The organism is Bradyrhizobium sp. AZCC 1719, from assembly GCF_036924525.1.
Lineage (GTDB): Bacteria > Pseudomonadota > Alphaproteobacteria > Rhizobiales > Xanthobacteraceae > Bradyrhizobium.
On the sequence record NZ_JAZHRU010000001.1, the window covers coordinates 2,389,274 to 2,405,686 of the forward strand.

Here is a 16,413-nt window from a genome sequence, read left to right on the forward strand (position 1 = left end):
GAGATTCTCAGGTGCGCAATTGCGCACCATAGTTCGATGCTGCGCATCGCCCCGGAATGACGGTGATAGTGAGCAGTCACGCAGCGACGATGCGGCCTTGAGCCTCTCGCGGCCCGCGTCCCGACAGAAACTGCCGCTCGATCTCGGCGGCGGGAAGCGGCTTGCTGAACAGGAAGCCCTGCATTTCCGTGCATCCTTCGGAAGCGATGCTGTGGAGTTGCTCCGCGGTTTCGACGCCCTCGGCGGTCGCCGTCATGCCCATGCCATTGGCGAGCGCGGCAACCGCGCGCACGATGTTGAGCGAGCTCGAATTCTCGGTGATGTTCTTGACGAACGAGCGGTCGATCTTGATCTTGTCGAACGGAAAGCTTTGCAGGTAGGTCAGCGACGAATATCCGGTGCCGAAATCGTCCATGGCGATCCGGATGCCGAGCGCGCGCAACTGATGCAGCAGCGCGAGCGTCGCTTCCTTGTTGTGGAGCAACACGCTCTCGGTGATTTCGATCTCCAGCCGCGTCGGCGCGAGACCGGAGGCGGCGAGCGCGCCGACGATGACCTGCATCAAGCCGGGACTGCGAAACTGGATCGCTGAAATATTGACGGCGACGTGAAGGTTGTCGGGCCATTGCGCGGCGGTGGCACAAGCCTGCCTGATGACCCACTCGCCCATCGGCACGATGAAGCCGATCTCTTCGGCCAGCGGGATGAAGGCGGCCGGCGAGATCAGTCCCTTGGTCGGATGGTTCCAGCGTATCAGCGCCTCGAAGCCGCTGATTTCCTTGCTCGCCAAGTTGACGACCGGCTGGTAATGCAGCTCGAACTCGCCCGCCGGCAGCGCCTTGCGCAGATCCTGCTCCATGATGCGGCGGGTCTGCATCTGCAGGTCCATCGCAGGCTCGAAGAAGCGGAACGTGCTGCGGCCGTCGCTCTTGGCGCGGTAGAGCGCGAGGTCGGCATTGCGCAGCAATTTGTCGGGGTTCGATCCATCGCCGGGACCGACCGAAATGCCGATGCTGACGCCGATCACGGCCTGCTGGCCGTCGATTTCATAGGGCTCGCTCAACGCATCGATGACGCCCTGCGCCAGCGAAGTGGCATCGGCAGGGTCCGAGATCGGGGCCTGCACGATGACGAATTCATCGCCGCCCATCCGCGCGATCGTGTCGGAATCGCCAACGAGGCGGCGCAACCGTTCGGCGACGCTCCTGAGCAACTTGTCGCCGCAGGGGTGGCCGAGCGTATCGTTTACGGCCTTGAACTGATCGAGATCGAGGTGATGGACGGCCACCATTTCCCCGCCGGAAACCCTGCCAAGCGCATGTTCGAGCCGGTCGTTCAACAGCACCCGATTGGCAAGATCGGTCAGCGCATCGTGGTGCGCCATGTACTCGATCTTGACCTCGGACTGCCGCTGGTCGGTGATGTCCTCATGGGTCGCGACCCAGCCGCCGCCGGGCATCGGGCGGTGGCGGATCTTGAAGGTACGCCCGTTCTTCAATTCGACGATGCTGTCTTTCGCCTCATTGGAGACCGCCACGTTGGTGCGCCATTGCAGATATTCGTCGCGCGTCATGGCGGGGAAGCTGCCGGCCTCGAAGCGCAGGTCGACGATCTCGACCAGCGACATGCCGGGGCTGACGCGCTCGGGCGCAATGTCGTACATCGTAACGAAGCGCTCGTTGCAGACGATCAGGCGGTGGTCGGAATCGAAGAAGCAAAGCCCCTGCGACATGTTGTTGATCGCGGTGTCGAACTGAAAGTTCCTGACGCGCAGGGCTTCTTCCTGCTCCTTGCCGAGCTCGAATTGTTTCTTCAGCCGGGCATTGAGCTCCTCGCGCTCGGTGATGTCCTCGTGGGTCGCCATCCCGCCGCCGTCCGGCATCGGGTAGACGGTGTAGGCGACGATCCGGCCGTCGGTGAATTCCTGCACCGTGGTGTCGAGTGCGATGTCGCGACCGACGCGCTCACGGATATAATCATCGACCGCGACCTGCACCTTCAGCCCGAGTTTCAGCCGGTGCCGGATCAGTTCCTGCGTCGGTGTTCCCGGCTTCACCTGTTCAGGCGAGAGCCCGTACATTTCCCTGTAACGATGGTTGCAGAAAACGACCTCGCGCTTCTCGTCGAATACGACGATGCCGAGCGACATATGGTTGATCGCGTCCTCCAGCCGAGCGCTTAAATGCGCTGACCGCGGCGCGGATATCTGGACGTGATCTGTCATAGAGCGTTTCCCAAGCCGCCACTGGCGGCTCTCCTCCCCCAGGAGAACGGCCATTAGATGCCAAGCTGGTGAATCGCAGCTTCGAGATCGGTAAAACGCGCGCGGGTTCTTCGCAAACTGCTCAACAAAGCGTTAATGTCGTTGCGGCGCATGCGAGGCGCCGGCAGTTACCCCGCGATCTATGCCGGATCGACCAGGATCACCCTGACGTCGTTGACGTTGGTGAGGGTCGGGCCGATCAGCAGGAGATCGCCGGTGGCCGAAAAGAACGCGGTCGCATCGTTGTTGGCGAGGTAGGCCGCGGGATCGAGGCCGAGCGACTTCATCTTCGCGAACGTCGCCTGATCGATCAAAGCGCCGGCCGGGTCAGTCGCGCTGCCGGCACCGCCGTCGGCGCCGTCGGTGTCTGCGGCCAATGCCACAATGCCGGACGTATCCTTCAGAAGATCCGCCAGCGCCAGCGCATATTCCTGGTTGGGACCGCCGCGGCCATTGCCACGCACGGTCACCGTGAGCTCGCCGCCCGACAGGATCGCGATGCGTTTGCCCTCGCTTTGTGCCTTCAGCGCCAGTCGCGCATGATCGGCCGCCACCTCGCGCGCCTCGCCTTCGAGATCCGCGCCGAGGCCAACAACCTCATAGCCTGCGTCCTTCGCGACCTTGATCGCCGCGTCCAGAGAAGCCTTCGGCTTTGCAATCATCTCGAATTGCGCGCGGGCAAAGGCGGGATCGCCGGGCTTGCAGCTCTCGTTCCTGACGTCGTCGAGCGCGCGCCTGACGGCATCGTCGACTGTGAGATTATACTTTGCGACCAGGGCGCGGGCGTCCGCCAGCGTGGAGGAATCGGGTACCGTCGGTCCCGATGCAATCGCGGACGGATCGTCGTGCGGTACGTCGGAGATCGCAAGCGTCACGATCTCGGCGGCGCGCTGCCCGGCGCGGGCCAGCCGGCCGCCCTTGATCCGCGACAGATGCTTGCGCACGACGTTCATCTCGCCGATCGGCGCGCCCGACCGCAGCAGCGCGCGGTTTACCTGCTGCTTCTGTGCGAACGAAACGCCATCTGCGGGTGCGATCCAGTTTGCCGAGCCGCCGCCGGACAACAGCACCAGCAAAAGATCGTCCGCAGTCGCCTCCGCGGCGAGACGCAGCGTCTCGTCGGCGGCTTTTAGCCCGGCTTCGTCGGGCACGGGATGGCCGGCTTCGACAACCCTGATCCGCCGCGTCGGCACGCCGTGGCCGTGGCGCGTGGTGGCAAGGCCGGTCAGCCGCGACGGGTCGAGCCCCAGCGTATCGAGGTAGTGCCGTTCGGCCGCCGCCGCCATCGCCGCCGCGCCCTTGCCTGCGGCGAGGCAGATCACCTTGCCCTTGGGCGCGGGAGGCAGATGTGCTGAGAGCACGACGTCGGGATGCGCGGCCGCGACGGCCGCATCAAAGATCGCACGCAAGAGGGGACGTCGGTCGGTCATGATCTGCAACGGGGGCTGCTAACGGGACGGGAGGTCTGGTTATCCATCCAATCGCTGCAAAAGAAAACCCCCGCGAGCGTGCCGCGAGGGCTCTTCCGGCCCGCAATGGACCGATTACAAATTGAGATGACTAGCCGCCGGCGTCACCGGACAGGATTTCACCGAAGCGTTCCCAGGTCTCGCCCTTGAACTTGATCAGTTGCACCGACGAGATCGGCGCAAAGTCGGTCGGTGACGTGTTGACCTTGATGCCCGGCAGCAGCCCGCCGAGTTCGAGGTCCTTGATACTGGCGGCCTGCTTCATGACGTTCTCGCGCGTGAGATTGTCGCCGCAGGCTTTCAGCACATGCACGAGACCCTGCGCCACGGTATAGCCAAACATCACCGAGGCGTCGGCGCGGTTGGCTTCCGGATAATACTTGTCCAGGAACTCGTTCCAGGCCTTCATGCCCGCATCATCCTTCCACTGCGCATCCGTCGGATCTTTCAGGTATTGCGAGGAGATGATGTCCTGAGCGTTCTCCATGCCGGCCGGCTTGATGACGCTGCCGATCGAGGCCGAGACATTGTTGAGGAAGTGCAGCGGCTTCCAGCCGATCTCGGCGTTCTTCTTGATCGCCTGCGCCGCGAATTTCGGCGTGGTGATGTTGATGAACACGTCGGCGCCGGAGGCCTTCAGCTTGACGATGTGGGAGTCGATGGTCGGCTCGGAGACTTCGTAGCTTTCCTCCAGCACGATCATCGAAGCGGCCTTGGCGCCGAGGCCGTCCTTGAAGCCCTTCAGGTAGTCCTTACCGTAGTCGTCGTTCTGATAGAGGATGCCGACCTTGGCGTTCTGCTTCTCCTTCAGAATGTATTTCGCATAGATCTGCGTTTCGCTCTGGTAGTTGGGCTGCCAGCCCATCGTCCACGGAAAATGCTTCGCATCATTCCACTTGGTGGCGCCGGTGGCGACGAACAGTTGCGGCACCTTCTTGCTGTTCAGGTACTTCTGGATCGCCGTGTTCGGCGGGGTGCCAAGCGGGTTGAAGACCAGAAGGACTTCATCGCTCTCGACCAGCTTGCGCGCCTGCTCCACGGTCTTCGGCGGGCTATAGGCGTCATCATAGCTGATGAAATTGATCTTTCGGCCGTTGATGCCGCCCTCGGCATTGATCTTTCTGAAGTAAGCTTCCTCGGTCTTGCCGATCACACCATAGGCGGAGGCCGGTCCGCTGTAGGGCATGATGTTGCCGATCTTAATTTCGCTGTCGCTCGCACCGGAATCGTATTTCTTCTGTGCGAGAACGCCGCTCGAACTTGCCGCGAGCAATCCAAACGCGGTCGAAACCACCGCAAGTTTTTTGATTGTGGACACTTCTGTCTCTCCCTTTTCATTTCTTAATGTAACTGTCGGGCTTCTTGACGAGGCTCTTCTGACAGCGTCGTGATTAGCATCTTGCCAAAGGCGTCACAATAAAAAGGCCCCTGCGGCAAAAGCCGCAGGGGCTGCATCTTAAGCAGAGCTCGCGAAAGCGGGGGTTAGCCGCCGACGTCACCGGAGAGGATTTCGCCGAAGCGCTCCCAGTTCTCGCCCTTGAACCTTATCAGTTGCAATTGCGAGAGCGGAGCAAAATCGGTCGCCGACGTGTTGACCTTGACCCCAGGCAGCAGGCCGTTGAGTTCGAGGTTCTTGATGCTGGCCGCCTGCTTCATGACGTTTGCGCGGGTCAGGTCGTCGCCGCAGGCCTTTAGCACGTGCACCAAGCCTTGAGAGACGATATAGGCGTACATCACCGATGCATCGGCCCGGTTGGCTTCCGGATAATACTTATCCAGGAACTCGTTCCATGCCTTCATCGCGGCATCGTTCTTCCATTGCGCGTCGGTTGGATCCTTGAAGTATTGCGACGAGATGATGTCCTGCCCGTTCTCGAAGCCGGCCGGCTTCATCACGCTGCCGATCGATGCCGAGACGTTGTTTAGGAAATGCAGCGGCTTCCAGCCGATCTCGACATTCTTCTTGATCGCCTGCGCCGCAAACTTCGGTGTGGTGATGTTGAAGAATACGTCGGCGCCTGACGACTTCAGCTTGACGATATGGGAGTCGATCGTCGGTTGGGAGACTTCGTAGCTCTCCTCCAGGACGATCATTGATGCGGCCTTGGCGCCAAGTCCGTCCTTGAAGCCTTTTAGATAGTCCTTACCGTAGTCGTCGTTCTGATAAAGAATACCGATCTTGGCGTTCGGATGGTTCTTCAGGATGTACTTGGCGTAGATCTGCGACTCGCTCTGGTAATTGGGCTGCCAGCCCATGGTCCACGGGAAGTCCTTCGGATCGTTCCACTTGGTGGCGCCGGTGGCGACGAACAGTTGCGGCACCTTCTTGGTGTTCAAGTACTTCTGGATCGCCGTGTTCGGGGGAGTGCCGAGCGAGTTGAAGACGAGCAGGACCTCATCGCTCTCGACCAGCTTGCGCACCTGCTCCACGGTTTTCGGCGGGCTGTAGGCGTCATCATAGCTGACGAAGTTGATCTTGCGGCCGTTGATGCCGCCCTCGGCGTTGATCTTCCTGAAATAGGCCTCTTCGGTTTTTCCGATCACGCCGTAAGCGGAAGCCGGTCCGCTATAGGGCATGATGTTGCCGATCTTGATTTCGGTGTCGGTGGCGCCGGTGTCGTATTTCTTTTGTGCAAATGCGCCGCTGCTGGTCGCGGCAAGCAATGCGAGGGCGGCCGCAAAGGCTCCCAGTCGCAAGTTGATGGCGGACATTTTTTGATCTCCCTGGGATCGATGACTGTGTCATTGTTTTTGATTGGAGCGCTTGGCGGCTCTTGGGCTTCATTGAATACCTTTCGGCTGCGTCCAGCAACAAAAAGCCCCCGCGACGGCGTCGCGGAGGGCGGTATTTAGTCGGATGATCCGGGAAACTACCGCCCGGCGGAATATTGGTTAACGGCCGAGTTCGCCGCTGATGATTGTGCCGAACAGATCCCGCGGCGTGAAGTTAGTTCTTCAATTTACCGAGCATCTGCTGCGCAACGATTGCGACCTGCCTTGCGCCATGCGGCACGAGGAAGATGACAATAAACAAGAGCACGCCGAACACCGCGCCGGAGAGGCCCTTGGATATGTGTTCGGCGATATTCGGCACGAAGATGATAAAGGCGGAGCCGACGATCGATCCCGGCAGCCAGCCGACGCCGCCGACGACCATGCCGAGGAACAGCGAGATCGCGAGCGTGATGGTGTAGCCGTCTGGCGCCACGAACTGCACCGCGATGGCGCCGAGACCACCGGCAACGCCGGTGATGCCGGCTGAGACGCCGAACGCCAGCGTCTTGTACAGCGCCACGTCGACGCCCATGGCGGAGGCCGCGATTTCGTTGTCCCGGATCGCCATGAAGGCGCGGCCGGAGCGCGACCGAAGCAGGTTGACCGAGGCGATATAGATCCCGATCGCGATCACGAGGGTGAAGTAGTACAGCCACCTGTCCTGCGATATCGGCAGGCCGAACGGTGCATCGGGCTTGGTTACGACCAGTCCCTGCACGCCGCCGGTCCAGTGTTCGAAGAAGCCGAGTTTAAGCAACTGCGGCATTGCTACCGCCAGCGCAAACGTCGCCAGCGCCAGATAGATGCCGCTCAGACGCAACGCCGGCTGACCGAACAAGAACCCGAAACCAAAGCAGATGATGCCGGCAATGGGTAATGTCAGGGCGTAGTTTACGCCCATATGCTCCATCAGGATGGCGGAGGTATAAGCTCCGACCGCGTAGAAGGCACTTTGGCCCAGTGAAAACTGGCCGCTGCCGCCGGTCAGGATGTTCAGCGCCAGAACCGCCAGCGCGTAGATCAGCAACATCGTCATCTGGAAGACGAAGAAATTCTTCAAGAACATCGGTGCGATGATCAGCAACCCCAGCACCACGAGCGAGGTGCCGTAGCCGAGCGTCATGGCTCTCTTCGGGACGGCCTCGACCGCCGGTGCTTCGTTTGCGACTTCCTCAACTGCGCTCATGATCAAACTCGCTTCACGATGGGCCGGCCAAACAGGCCCGCCGGTTTGAGAACCAACACGGTGATGATCAGCGCAAGCGCGATCGGCAGTTTCAACTCGTTACCGACGCCGGGAATGTATGTCCCGGCGAGATTCTCGAATACGCCGACCAGGAAGCCGCCGACAACCGCGCCGAGCGGACTGGTCAGGCCGCCGAGGACGGCCGCGGCAAACCCGTAGATCAGCACGCCGCCCATCATGTTCGGCTCCAGGAACACCACCGGCGCTATCAGGATGCCGGCGATCGCGCCGATCGCAGACGCCATGCCCCAGCCCAGCGCGATCATCCAGGAGGTGTTGATGCCGACGAGACGAGCCGATTCTGGCAACGAGGCGGCCGCGCGCATGGCAAGGCCGATCCGGGTGAACTGAAAGAACAGATAGAGCAGAACCAGCAGTCCCACCGTAACGCCGATCATGCCGGCCTGATGGGTCGAGATCAGCTGACTGCCAAGAAAAGGTGACGATCCGAACGGTGTCGGAAACTGCTTGATCGTGAAGTCCCAGGTCAGTCCGGCGACGCTGTTGACGATCGCAAACAATGCGATGAAACCGGCGACATTGGTCAGGACCGGCGCCTTGGCAAGCGGCTTGAACAACATGCGCTCGATGACGATGCCGCCTGCGAACGAAAACGCCAGCGTGAGAAGGAAGGCCCACCAGTATGGCACCCCCCATTGCATCAGCTGCCAGGCGATGAATGTCGAGAACATCGCCATTTCGCCTTGGGCGAAATTGAGATGGTCGATCGCCTGGTAGATCATGACGACGGCGAGCGCCATGCAGGCATAGATCGCACCTGTGGCAATGCCAGCCAGAACTTGGTTGATAAAAAGTTCCACGGCTGCGCTCCTCAATAACCGAGATAGGATTTACGGACGTCTTCGTTGTTCGCGATTTCGGCAGCGCTTCCCGACATCACGATACGTCCGGTTTCAATGACGTAGGCCTTGTCCGCGAGCTCCAGCGCGAGTTGCGCGTTCTGCTCCACCACCAGAATGGTGACCTTTTCCTCACGGTTGATCTTGCCGAGAATCTTGAACAGCTCGCGCACGATCAGGGGCGCCAGGCCGAACGACGGCTCGTCCAGCAGCATCAGCCGTGGACGCAGCATCAGCGCACGCGCGACCGCGAGCATCTGCTGCTCGCCACCGGAGAGTGTGCCTGCCTGCTGGGTGTGCCGTTCCTTCAGCACCGGGAAATGCTGGTACATGCGCTCGATGTCGGCGATCACTCCCTTCTTGTCGTTGCGGGTGATGGCGCCGAGCTGCAGATTTTCTTCCACCGTCATGGTGGTGAAGGTGCCGCGGCCCTGCGGCACATGGGCGATGCCGAGGCGAACGACGTTTTCGGTCGATTGGCCGGAGAGCGGCTTGCCCTCGAACTCGATCGCTCCGGTCGAGCGCACCATGTTGCAGATCGCGCGCAAGGTGGTGGTCTTGCCGGCGCCGTTGGCGCCTAACAGGGTGGTCAGCGAGCCCTCGTTGAGGGCGAAGGAGAGGCCGTGAAGTGCCTGGACCTGGCCATAATAGGCGCGGAGGTCCTTGACGTTGAGCATCGCGGTCATTGGTCCTTGCTCCCCAGATAGGCTTTGATGACATCCGGGTCGGCCTGGACCTGGGCCGGCGTTCCCTCGGCGAGCTTGCGGCCGAAGTTGAGTGCGACGACGTGGTCGGCGATCGACATCACCAGACCCATGTGGTGTTCGACCAGCAGCACGGTCATGTGGCGCTCGTCGCGGATGCGCTTGATCAGGTCGCCAAGCACGTGGACTTCTTCGTGATTGAGACCGCCGGCGGGTTCGTCGAGCAGCAGAATCTTGGGATCCGCGGCCAGTGCGCGCGCCAGTTCGACCCGTTTTTGGGTGCCGAACGGCAGGCCTGACACGATGGTGTGGGCGACGTCATCAAGGCCGAGATAGGTGACGATCTCGTGGACGTGCTTGTTGAGTTCGGCCTCGCCACGGCGCACCCAGCCCAGTCGCAAGGAGTCGCTGATGATGTCGCTGTTGGAACGGGAATGGGTGCCGACGCGAACGTTGTCGAGCACCGAGAGATTGGGAAACAGCGCGACGTTCTGGAAAGTGCGCCCGATGCCGATCTCGGCGATCCGGTGTGGCGGCCGCGTCAAGATGCTGACGCCCTCCATCAGGATGTCGCCGGAAGACGGCTGGTAGAGTCTGGAGAGGCAATTGAACAGCGTCGTCTTGCCGGCGCCGTTTGGTCCGATCAGCCCGAGGATGTTTCCCTTGTGCATGTCAAAGGACACACCGTTGAGCGCGATGATGCCGCCGAACACGACGCTGACGTCGCGAACCGCGAGCAGGGGAGCATTTCCCCGCGCGAGCTGTGCCTGCGTCATCGCGTCCCGCCCGCCCTGATCACGGAGCGGGAATGACCGCGCAAATGTCTTTGCCGGTCATGGTGAAGGCTATCTGATCCCCTCGGCCAAACGTGCAACTCTTCCTCCTGCTTTCAACTTCTTGTTCTCTGATTTTTTTGATTGTGGTGCTGCGCCGCCCAGCGCTGCTTCGATGTTCCTTACCATCGTGACAAGGCGAGGTCCAATGTCGTTGATCAAACGATCTTCCGTAAAACGGAAAGCAGGCGCGCCGCAATTGAAGGCATACGGTCCGGTTCCGTCGCCGAGCTTCAGCGGCACACCTACGGCGTGCACATCGTCCTGCCATTCGCCGGCAGAGATAGTGAATCCGTGACGCGCAAGCATTTCGCCCGCGCGCTCGATGCCATCGCGCATTTTGGGCCAGCGATTGCCGTAGTGGTCGCGTAGTTCGCGCAATAGTGAGGCACGTTCGTCGTCGGGCAGGGCCCAGAGATAGGCCCGTCCCATCGCGGTGGTCGCGATCGGTACGCGTGAGCCGACGTCAAGCTGCACACCGAGCAGCCCGGTGCGGCTCTGCCCGAAATAGATCATGCTGTGACGGTCGCGTCCGCCGACCGCGACGGCGCCGCCAGTCTCGCGCATCAGCGCTTCGCGATAAGGCTCGGACAAATGCCGAACGCCGAGATTGGCAAGGGCGGCATACCCAAGCGCCATGGCTGATGGCGCGAGCTGATACTTTTCGAAGCGCGGAACGGGTGTAAGATAACCGAGTTTGGTCAGAGTGTAAGTCAGCCGGGAAATGGTTGGCTTCGGCAGTTTGGTACGGGCGGCGAGTTCTTGATTGCCGAGAAGCCCGTCATTGGGTTGGAATGCGCGCAACACATCGAGTCCGCGGGAGAGTGCGACGACGAAGCTGCGATCAGTCGCCACTTTCTTCCCTGGACGCTTCATTACCCGCTACTGCTGCTGATGATCTCGTTGACAAGGGACGTGCTTCAAAATAACCCTCCCTGTCAAGGTGTGGAATTAAATTTCGCAGTGCGAAATTGGTGAAATAGCCGAAATAGCCGTAGCTACTCAACGCAAGTTGAGCGGCATCCAAGAGCAAACGATCCAGGGAGACTCCCGTGAGCGAAGTGGTAAAACTCGAGCGTCATGACGTCATCGCCATCGTCACGGTCAACAGTCCTCCCGTCAATGCGCTGAGTGCCGCGGTACGCGGCGGCATCTTCGAATGCATGAAGAGCGCGATCGCGGATTCGGAAGTGAAGGCGATCGTGCTGACCTGCGCCGGCCGCACCTTCATCGCCGGCGCCGACATCACCGAGTTCGGCAAGCCGCCGAAGCCGCCGGGCCTCGCCGAGGTGCTTGACCTCATGGAGAAGTCGCCGAAGCCGATCATTGCTGCCATTCACGGCACGGCGCTCGGCGGCGGCCTCGAAGTCGCGCTGGCATGCCACTATCGCGTCGCCACCAAGGACGCTCGCCTCGGCCTGCCCGAGGTGAAGCTCGGCCTGTTGCCGGGCGCCGGCGGCACCCAGCGGCTGCCGCGCGCCGTCGGCCCCGAACTGGCGGTCAAGATGATCGTCAGCGGCGATCCGATCAACGCGGCCGACGCGCTCAAGAACGGCCTGATCGAGGAGATCGTCGACGGCCCCGCTTCGGGTGGCGAATCCTTTGCGCTGAAGGTGCTGGCGGAGAAGCGCCCGCTGCGCAAACTGCGCGACGATGACTCAAAGCTCGCTGCTGCCAAGGCCGACATCTCGATCTTTACCAATGCAGTTGCCGCATTGACCAAGAAGGCGCGCGGGCTGGAAGCGCCGTTCGCCGCGGCCGATGCGGTGCGTGCCGCCATCGAACTGCCGTTCGACGAAGGGTTGAAGAAGGAGCGTGAAGGTTTCCTCAAGCTGGTCTCCAGCGACCAGTCCAAGGCCCAGCGTTACGCCTTCTTCGCCGAGCGCGAAGCCGCCAAGATCGCCGGCGTACCTGATGGCACCAAGCCGCGCCCGGTTGAGCGCGTTGCCATCATCGGCGCCGGCACCATGGGCGGCGGCATCGCGATGTCCTTTGCCAATGCCGGTATCCCGGTGACGCTGATTGAGACCGGTGAAGAGCAGCTCAAGCGCGGCATGGGCGTGATGCAGAAGAATTACGAGGCGACCGCGGCGCGCGGTGGCATCCCGGCGGATGCGCCGGCCAAGCGCATGGGCCTGATCGACGGCAAGGTCGGTCTCGAGCACGTCAAGGACGCTGACCTTGTGATCGAAGCTGTCTTCGAGACCATGGCGGTCAAGAAGGAGGTATTCGAGGCGCTCGACAAATACGCCAAGCCCGGCACGGTGCTGGCTTCCAACACCTCGTATCTCAACATCGACGAGATCGCGAAGGTGACAAAGCGTCCGCAGGACGTGCTCGGCATGCATTTCTTCTCGCCCGCCAACGTGATGAAGCTGTGCGAGATCGTGCGCGCCGACAAGACCGCGCCGGATGCCTTGACCACCGCCGTGTCGATTGCGCGCAAGATCGCAAAGGTGCCGGCCGTGGTCGGCGTCTGCGACGGCTTTGTCGGCAACCGCATGCTGGCCCAGCGCGGCAAGCAGTCGGAGAAGCTCTTGTTCGAAGGCGCGTTGCCGCAGCAGGTCGACGCCGTGGTGACGAAGTTCGGCATGCCGATGGGCCCGTTCGCGATGAGCGATCTCGCCGGCCTCGATATCGGCTGGCGTTCGCGAAAAGACCGCGGCATCAAGTCGGAAATCGCCGACGCGCTCTGCGAGGCGGGTCGCTTCGGCCAGAAGACCGGCAAGGGCTATTACAAGTATGAAGGCGGCTCGCGCGCGCCGCTGCCCGATCCCGAAGTCGAGAAGCTGATCGACGAGACGCTGCAGCGGTTGGGCCGCAAGAAGCGCGTCGTCAGCGACGACGAGATCCTCGAGCGCATGATGTACCCGATGATCAACGAGGGTGCGCGCATCCTGGAGGAAAGCATCGCCGCGCGGCCCAGCGACATCGACGTGATCTGGCTTTATGGCTATGGCTGGCCGATCTATCGCGGCGGCCCGATGTTCTATGCCGATCAGGTCGGGCTGAAGCATATTGCCGACCGGCTGTCGTACTATGCCAAGGAGACCAACGATCCCTCGCTCGAGCCGGCACCGCTGCTCAAGCGCCTCGCCGCCGAAGGCAAGACCTTTGCGTCGCTGGCCGCGCAGTCGAAGGCGGCTTGATGGGAATCCTCGGCACGGCCTCTCCGTTCCCTCCCCCCTTGCGGGGGAGGGTTGGGGAGGGGGGTAGCCGCATCGGGACTGCCCGTGTGGACCCCCTTCCCCAGCCCTTCCCCGCAAGGGGGAAGGGAGCCTATCCGCTCGTGCCTGCCTCACTCGTTGCGAGGCATCCATGACCCATCCCGGCGAGCAGTTCTATCCGCAAGGCGTCCGCTGGGACGATCAGATCGCGCGCGGTACGCTGCCGGATCTATTGTCGACAGCCGCCGCCGAGTTCGCCTCGCGGCCGGCCATCGAATTCCGCGACCGGCCGATCAGCTACAGCGAGCTCGAAGCGTTGGTGGAGACCGCCGCGAGCGCCTTCCTCCGCGCGGGCTACGGCAAGAACAGTTCGGTCGCGCTGTTCCTCGGCAATTCGCCCGATCACCCGATCAATTTCTTCGGTGCGCTGAAGGCCGGTGCCCGGGTCGTGCATCTGTCGCCGCTCGACGGCGAGATCGCGCTGTCGCACAAGCTTTCGGACTCCGGCGCGCGCATCGTTGTCACCGGTAATCTCTCAGCGTTGCTTCCGACAGCGCTTAAGTTTCTCGACAAAGGACTGATCGACAAGTTGATCGTCTGCGAGGACGACGATTGGGGCAAGGTCGGCTCGCCGCAAACGCCGCTGCCGGATAACTCCGCGATCATCACCCACAAGCAGTTCATCGAGGGCGTGACTAGGCCGGACGCCTGGCCGGCAATCGACATCGACGACGTCGCGTTGCTGCAATACACCAGCGGAACCACCGGGTTGCCGAAAGGCGCCATGCTCTCCCACGGCAATTTCACGGCCGCCGTGTCGATCTACGATATCTGGGGAAGACCCGCCCGGCTGGAGCGCAACATGATCGAGCGCGTCATTTGCGTGCTGCCGTTGTTTCATATCTTCGCGCTGACCGTGGTGCTGCTTTCCTCGCTGCGACGCGGCAACCTGGTCTCGCTGCACCAGCGTTTCGACGTGGAGGCCGTGATGCGCGACATCGAGGTCAAGCGCGCCACCGTTTTTCCCGGCGTGCCGACGATGTGGATCGCCATTGCCGCGTTGCCCGATCTCGACAAGCGCGATTTCTCCTCGTTGCGTAGCGCCGGCTCGGGCGGAGCGTCGTTGCCGATGGAAGTCGCTAGGATTTTTGAGCGAAAGGTCGGCATGAAGCTGCGGAGCGGCTGGGGCATGACCGAGACGTCACCGGCCGGCACGGCCTATCCGGAAAATGGACCGGAGAAGCCTGGTTCGGTCGGGGTGATGCTGCCGGGCATCGAGATCGACATCGTATCGCTGACCGATCCGACAAAGGTGCTGCCGGTCGGCGAGTCGGGCGAACTGCGCATCAGGGGGCCGAACGTCACCAAGGGTTACTGGAACAAGCCGAAGGAGACCGCGGAGTCCTTTGTCGGTGACCGTTTCCTGACCGGCGACGTCGGCTATATGGATGCCGACGGCTATTTCTACCTGGTCGACCGCAAGAAGGACATGATCATCTCGGGCGGCTTCAACGTCTATCCGCAGATGATCGAGCAGGCGATCTATACGCATCCGTCGGTGCAGGAAGTCATCGTGATCGGCATCCCCGACGACTACCGCGGCGAGTCGGCCAAAGCCTTCATCACGCTGCGCGCCGGCGCTCAGCCGTTCACCATCGATGATCTGCGCAGCTTCCTCGCGGGCAAGCTAGGCAAGCACGAACTGCCGACCGCCGTCGAGTTCGTCGCGGAACTGCCGCGCACGCCGGTCGGCAAGCTGTCGCGCCACGAATTGCGCAAGCAGCAGAAGTCATCGCTAGCTGCCAACAGTAACAGCATCGTTTAGCCGGAATGTAATTCGCTCACAGGAGGATCCGATGGATCTCGCTTTCAGCAAGGAAGAAATCGCGTTTCGTGAAGAAGTCAGAGCCTTCTTCAGGGACAACGTACCGCCGGAAACGCGGCGCAAGATGGTCGAGGGCCGTCATCTCTCCAAGGACGAGATGGTCGCCTGGTGGCGCATCCTGAACAAGAAGGGCTGGGGCGTCTCGCACTGGCCGAAGGAATATGGCGGCACCGGCTGGAGCTCGGTGCAGCAGTACATTTTCAACGAAGAGCTGCAGATGCATCCGGCGCCGGCGCCGCTCGCCTTCGGCGTCAGCATGGTCGGCCCCGTCATCTACACCTTCGGCAACGAGCAGCAGAAGAAGCAGTACCTACCGCGCATCGCCAATGTCGACGACTGGTGGTGCCAGGGTTTTTCGGAGCCGGGCTCGGGATCTGACCTCGCCTCGCTGAAGACCAAGGCCGAGCGCAAGGGCGACAAGTACATCATCAACGGCCAGAAGACCTGGACCACCCTGGCCCAGCACGCCGACATGATCTTCTGCCTGTGCCGCACCGACACGTCAGCGAAGAAGCAGATGGGCATCTCCTTCATCGTGTTCAGCATGAAGTCGAAGGGCGTCACCGTGCGTCCGATCGAGACCATCGACGGCGGCCACGAGGTCAACGAAGTGTTCTTCGACGACGTCGAGGTGCCGGTCGAGAACCTGATCGGCGAGGAGAACAAGGGCTGGGATTACGCAAAATTCCTGCTCGGCAACGAGCGCACCGGCATCGCCCGCGTCGGCGTCTCCAAGGAGCGGCTGCGCCGCATCAAGGAGCTCGCCTCCAAGGTCGAATCGAACGGCAAACCCGTCATCGAGGACCAGGCTTTCCGCGAGAAGCTCGCGGCCTGCGAGATCGAGCTGAAGGCGCTCGAACTGACGCAGCTCCGCGTCGTCGCGGACGAAGGCAAACACGGCAAGGGCAAGCCCAACCCGGCGTCTTCGGTCCTGAAGATCAAGGGTTCGGAAATCCAGCAGACCACCACCGAACTTCTGATGGAAGTGATCGGCCCGTTCGCAGCTCCCTACGACGAGCACGGCGACGAGGCCTCCAACGAAACCATGGACTGGACCGCCCAGATCGCGCCGAGCTATTTCAACAACCGCAAGGTCTCGATCTACGGCGGCTCCAACGAGATCCAGCGCAACATCATCACCAAGGCGGTGCTGGGGCTGTAGGCAAGATAGCGCCACAACAACGCACGTCGTCCCCGCGAAAGCGGGGACC

The 16,413-nt window shown here is 61.8% G+C and carries 12 protein-coding genes; 3 read left to right on the forward strand and 9 right to left on the reverse strand.

What is annotated here, in order from left to right; genetic code table 11:
- Nucleotides 1–76: 76 nt before the first annotated feature.
- The 9 genes from V1292_RS11285 to V1292_RS11325 form a co-directional block, all read right to left on the reverse strand.
- On the reverse strand, nt 77–2,224 hold the full coding sequence (locus tag V1292_RS11285; RefSeq protein WP_334372542.1) for an EAL domain-containing protein: 2,148 nt from the start codon (nt 2,222–2,224) through the stop codon (nt 77–79).
- 179 nt (nt 2,225–2,403) lie between these two features.
- On the reverse strand, nt 2,404–3,693 hold the full coding sequence (locus tag V1292_RS11290; protein ID WP_334372543.1) for a glycerate kinase type-2 family protein: 1,290 nt from the start codon (nt 3,691–3,693) through the stop codon (nt 2,404–2,406).
- 130 nt (nt 3,694–3,823) lie between these two features.
- A complete protein-coding gene (locus V1292_RS11295; RefSeq protein ID WP_334372545.1) occupies nt 3,824–5,050 on the reverse strand; it encodes an ABC transporter substrate-binding protein in 1,227 nt (408 codons plus the stop codon).
- A gap of 164 nt (nt 5,051–5,214) precedes the next feature.
- Complete coding sequence (locus V1292_RS11300; protein ID WP_334372547.1) at nt 5,215–6,444, reverse strand: ABC transporter substrate-binding protein; 1,230 nt, start codon at nt 6,442–6,444, stop codon at nt 5,215–5,217.
- A 235-nt stretch (nt 6,445–6,679) separates the two neighbouring features.
- Nucleotides 6,680–7,693 (reverse strand): branched-chain amino acid ABC transporter permease, encoded by a 1,014-nt coding sequence (locus V1292_RS11305; RefSeq protein WP_334372549.1) that lies wholly within the window; start codon nt 7,691–7,693, stop codon nt 6,680–6,682.
- A 2-nt stretch (nt 7,694–7,695) separates the two neighbouring features.
- Nucleotides 7,696–8,574: a branched-chain amino acid ABC transporter permease gene (locus V1292_RS11310; RefSeq protein ID WP_334372551.1), complete on the reverse strand. Its 879-nt coding sequence runs from the start codon at nt 8,572–8,574 to the stop codon at nt 7,696–7,698.
- Nucleotides 8,575–8,585: 11 nt separating this feature from the next.
- A complete protein-coding gene (locus V1292_RS11315) occupies nt 8,586–9,299 on the reverse strand; it encodes an ABC transporter ATP-binding protein (protein WP_334372553.1) in 714 nt (237 codons plus the stop codon).
- Entirely contained in the window at nt 9,296–10,093 is a 798-nt protein-coding gene (locus V1292_RS11320) for an ABC transporter ATP-binding protein (RefSeq protein WP_065731783.1), read from the reverse strand. The genes V1292_RS11315 and V1292_RS11320 overlap by 4 nt, the downstream gene beginning before the upstream one ends.
- A gap of 69 nt (nt 10,094–10,162) precedes the next feature.
- The gene (locus V1292_RS11325) at nt 10,163–11,026 is read right to left on the reverse strand and encodes an IclR family transcriptional regulator (protein ID WP_334372555.1); all 864 of its coding nucleotides are present in this window, start codon (nt 11,024–11,026) and stop codon (nt 10,163–10,165) included.
- A 176-nt stretch (nt 11,027–11,202) separates the two neighbouring features.
- On the opposite strand from V1292_RS11325, the gene V1292_RS11330 reads away from it, so the two are divergent.
- From V1292_RS11330 to pimC, 3 genes are all read left to right on the forward strand, one after another.
- Nucleotides 11,203–13,299, forward strand: a complete 2,097-nt coding sequence (locus V1292_RS11330) for a 3-hydroxyacyl-CoA dehydrogenase NAD-binding domain-containing protein (protein ID WP_334372558.1) — start codon at nt 11,203–11,205, stop codon at nt 13,297–13,299.
- Nucleotides 13,300–13,468: 169 nt separating this feature from the next.
- Nucleotides 13,469–15,142: a dicarboxylate--CoA ligase PimA gene (gene pimA / locus V1292_RS11335; protein WP_334372560.1), complete on the forward strand. Its 1,674-nt coding sequence runs from the start codon at nt 13,469–13,471 to the stop codon at nt 15,140–15,142.
- Nucleotides 15,143–15,173: 31 nt separating this feature from the next.
- Nucleotides 15,174–16,364, forward strand: coding sequence for a pimeloyl-CoA dehydrogenase large subunit (gene pimC / locus V1292_RS11340; RefSeq protein WP_334372562.1), 1,191 nt, complete (start codon nt 15,174–15,176; stop codon nt 16,362–16,364).
- Nucleotides 16,365–16,413 lie beyond the last annotated feature (49 nt).

Bases quoted from the DNA above. Each gene is read 5' to 3' on its own strand.
- V1292_RS11285 (WP_334372542.1), bottom strand. From the start codon at position 2,224: ATGACAGATCACGTCCAGATATCCGCGCCGCGGTCAGCGCATTTAAGC.
- V1292_RS11290 (WP_334372543.1), bottom strand. From the start codon at position 3,693: ATGACCGACCGACGTCCCCTCTTGCGTGCGATCTTTGATGCGGCCGTC.
- V1292_RS11300 (WP_334372547.1), bottom strand. From the start codon at position 6,444: ATGTCCGCCATCAACTTGCGACTGGGAGCCTTTGCGGCCGCCCTCGCA.
- V1292_RS11305 (WP_334372549.1), bottom strand. From the start codon at position 7,693: ATGAGCGCAGTTGAGGAAGTCGCAAACGAAGCACCGGCGGTCGAGGCC.
- V1292_RS11315 (WP_334372553.1), bottom strand. From the start codon at position 9,299: ATGACCGCGATGCTCAACGTCAAGGACCTCCGCGCCTATTATGGCCAG.
- V1292_RS11320 (WP_065731783.1), bottom strand. From the start codon at position 10,093: ATGACGCAGGCACAGCTCGCGCGGGGAAATGCTCCCCTGCTCGCGGTT.
- V1292_RS11325 (WP_334372555.1), bottom strand. From the start codon at position 11,026: ATGAAGCGTCCAGGGAAGAAAGTGGCGACTGATCGCAGCTTCGTCGTC.
- pimA (WP_334372560.1), top strand. From the start codon at position 13,469: ATGACCCATCCCGGCGAGCAGTTCTATCCGCAAGGCGTCCGCTGGGAC.
- pimC (WP_334372562.1), top strand. From the start codon at position 15,174: ATGGATCTCGCTTTCAGCAAGGAAGAAATCGCGTTTCGTGAAGAAGTC.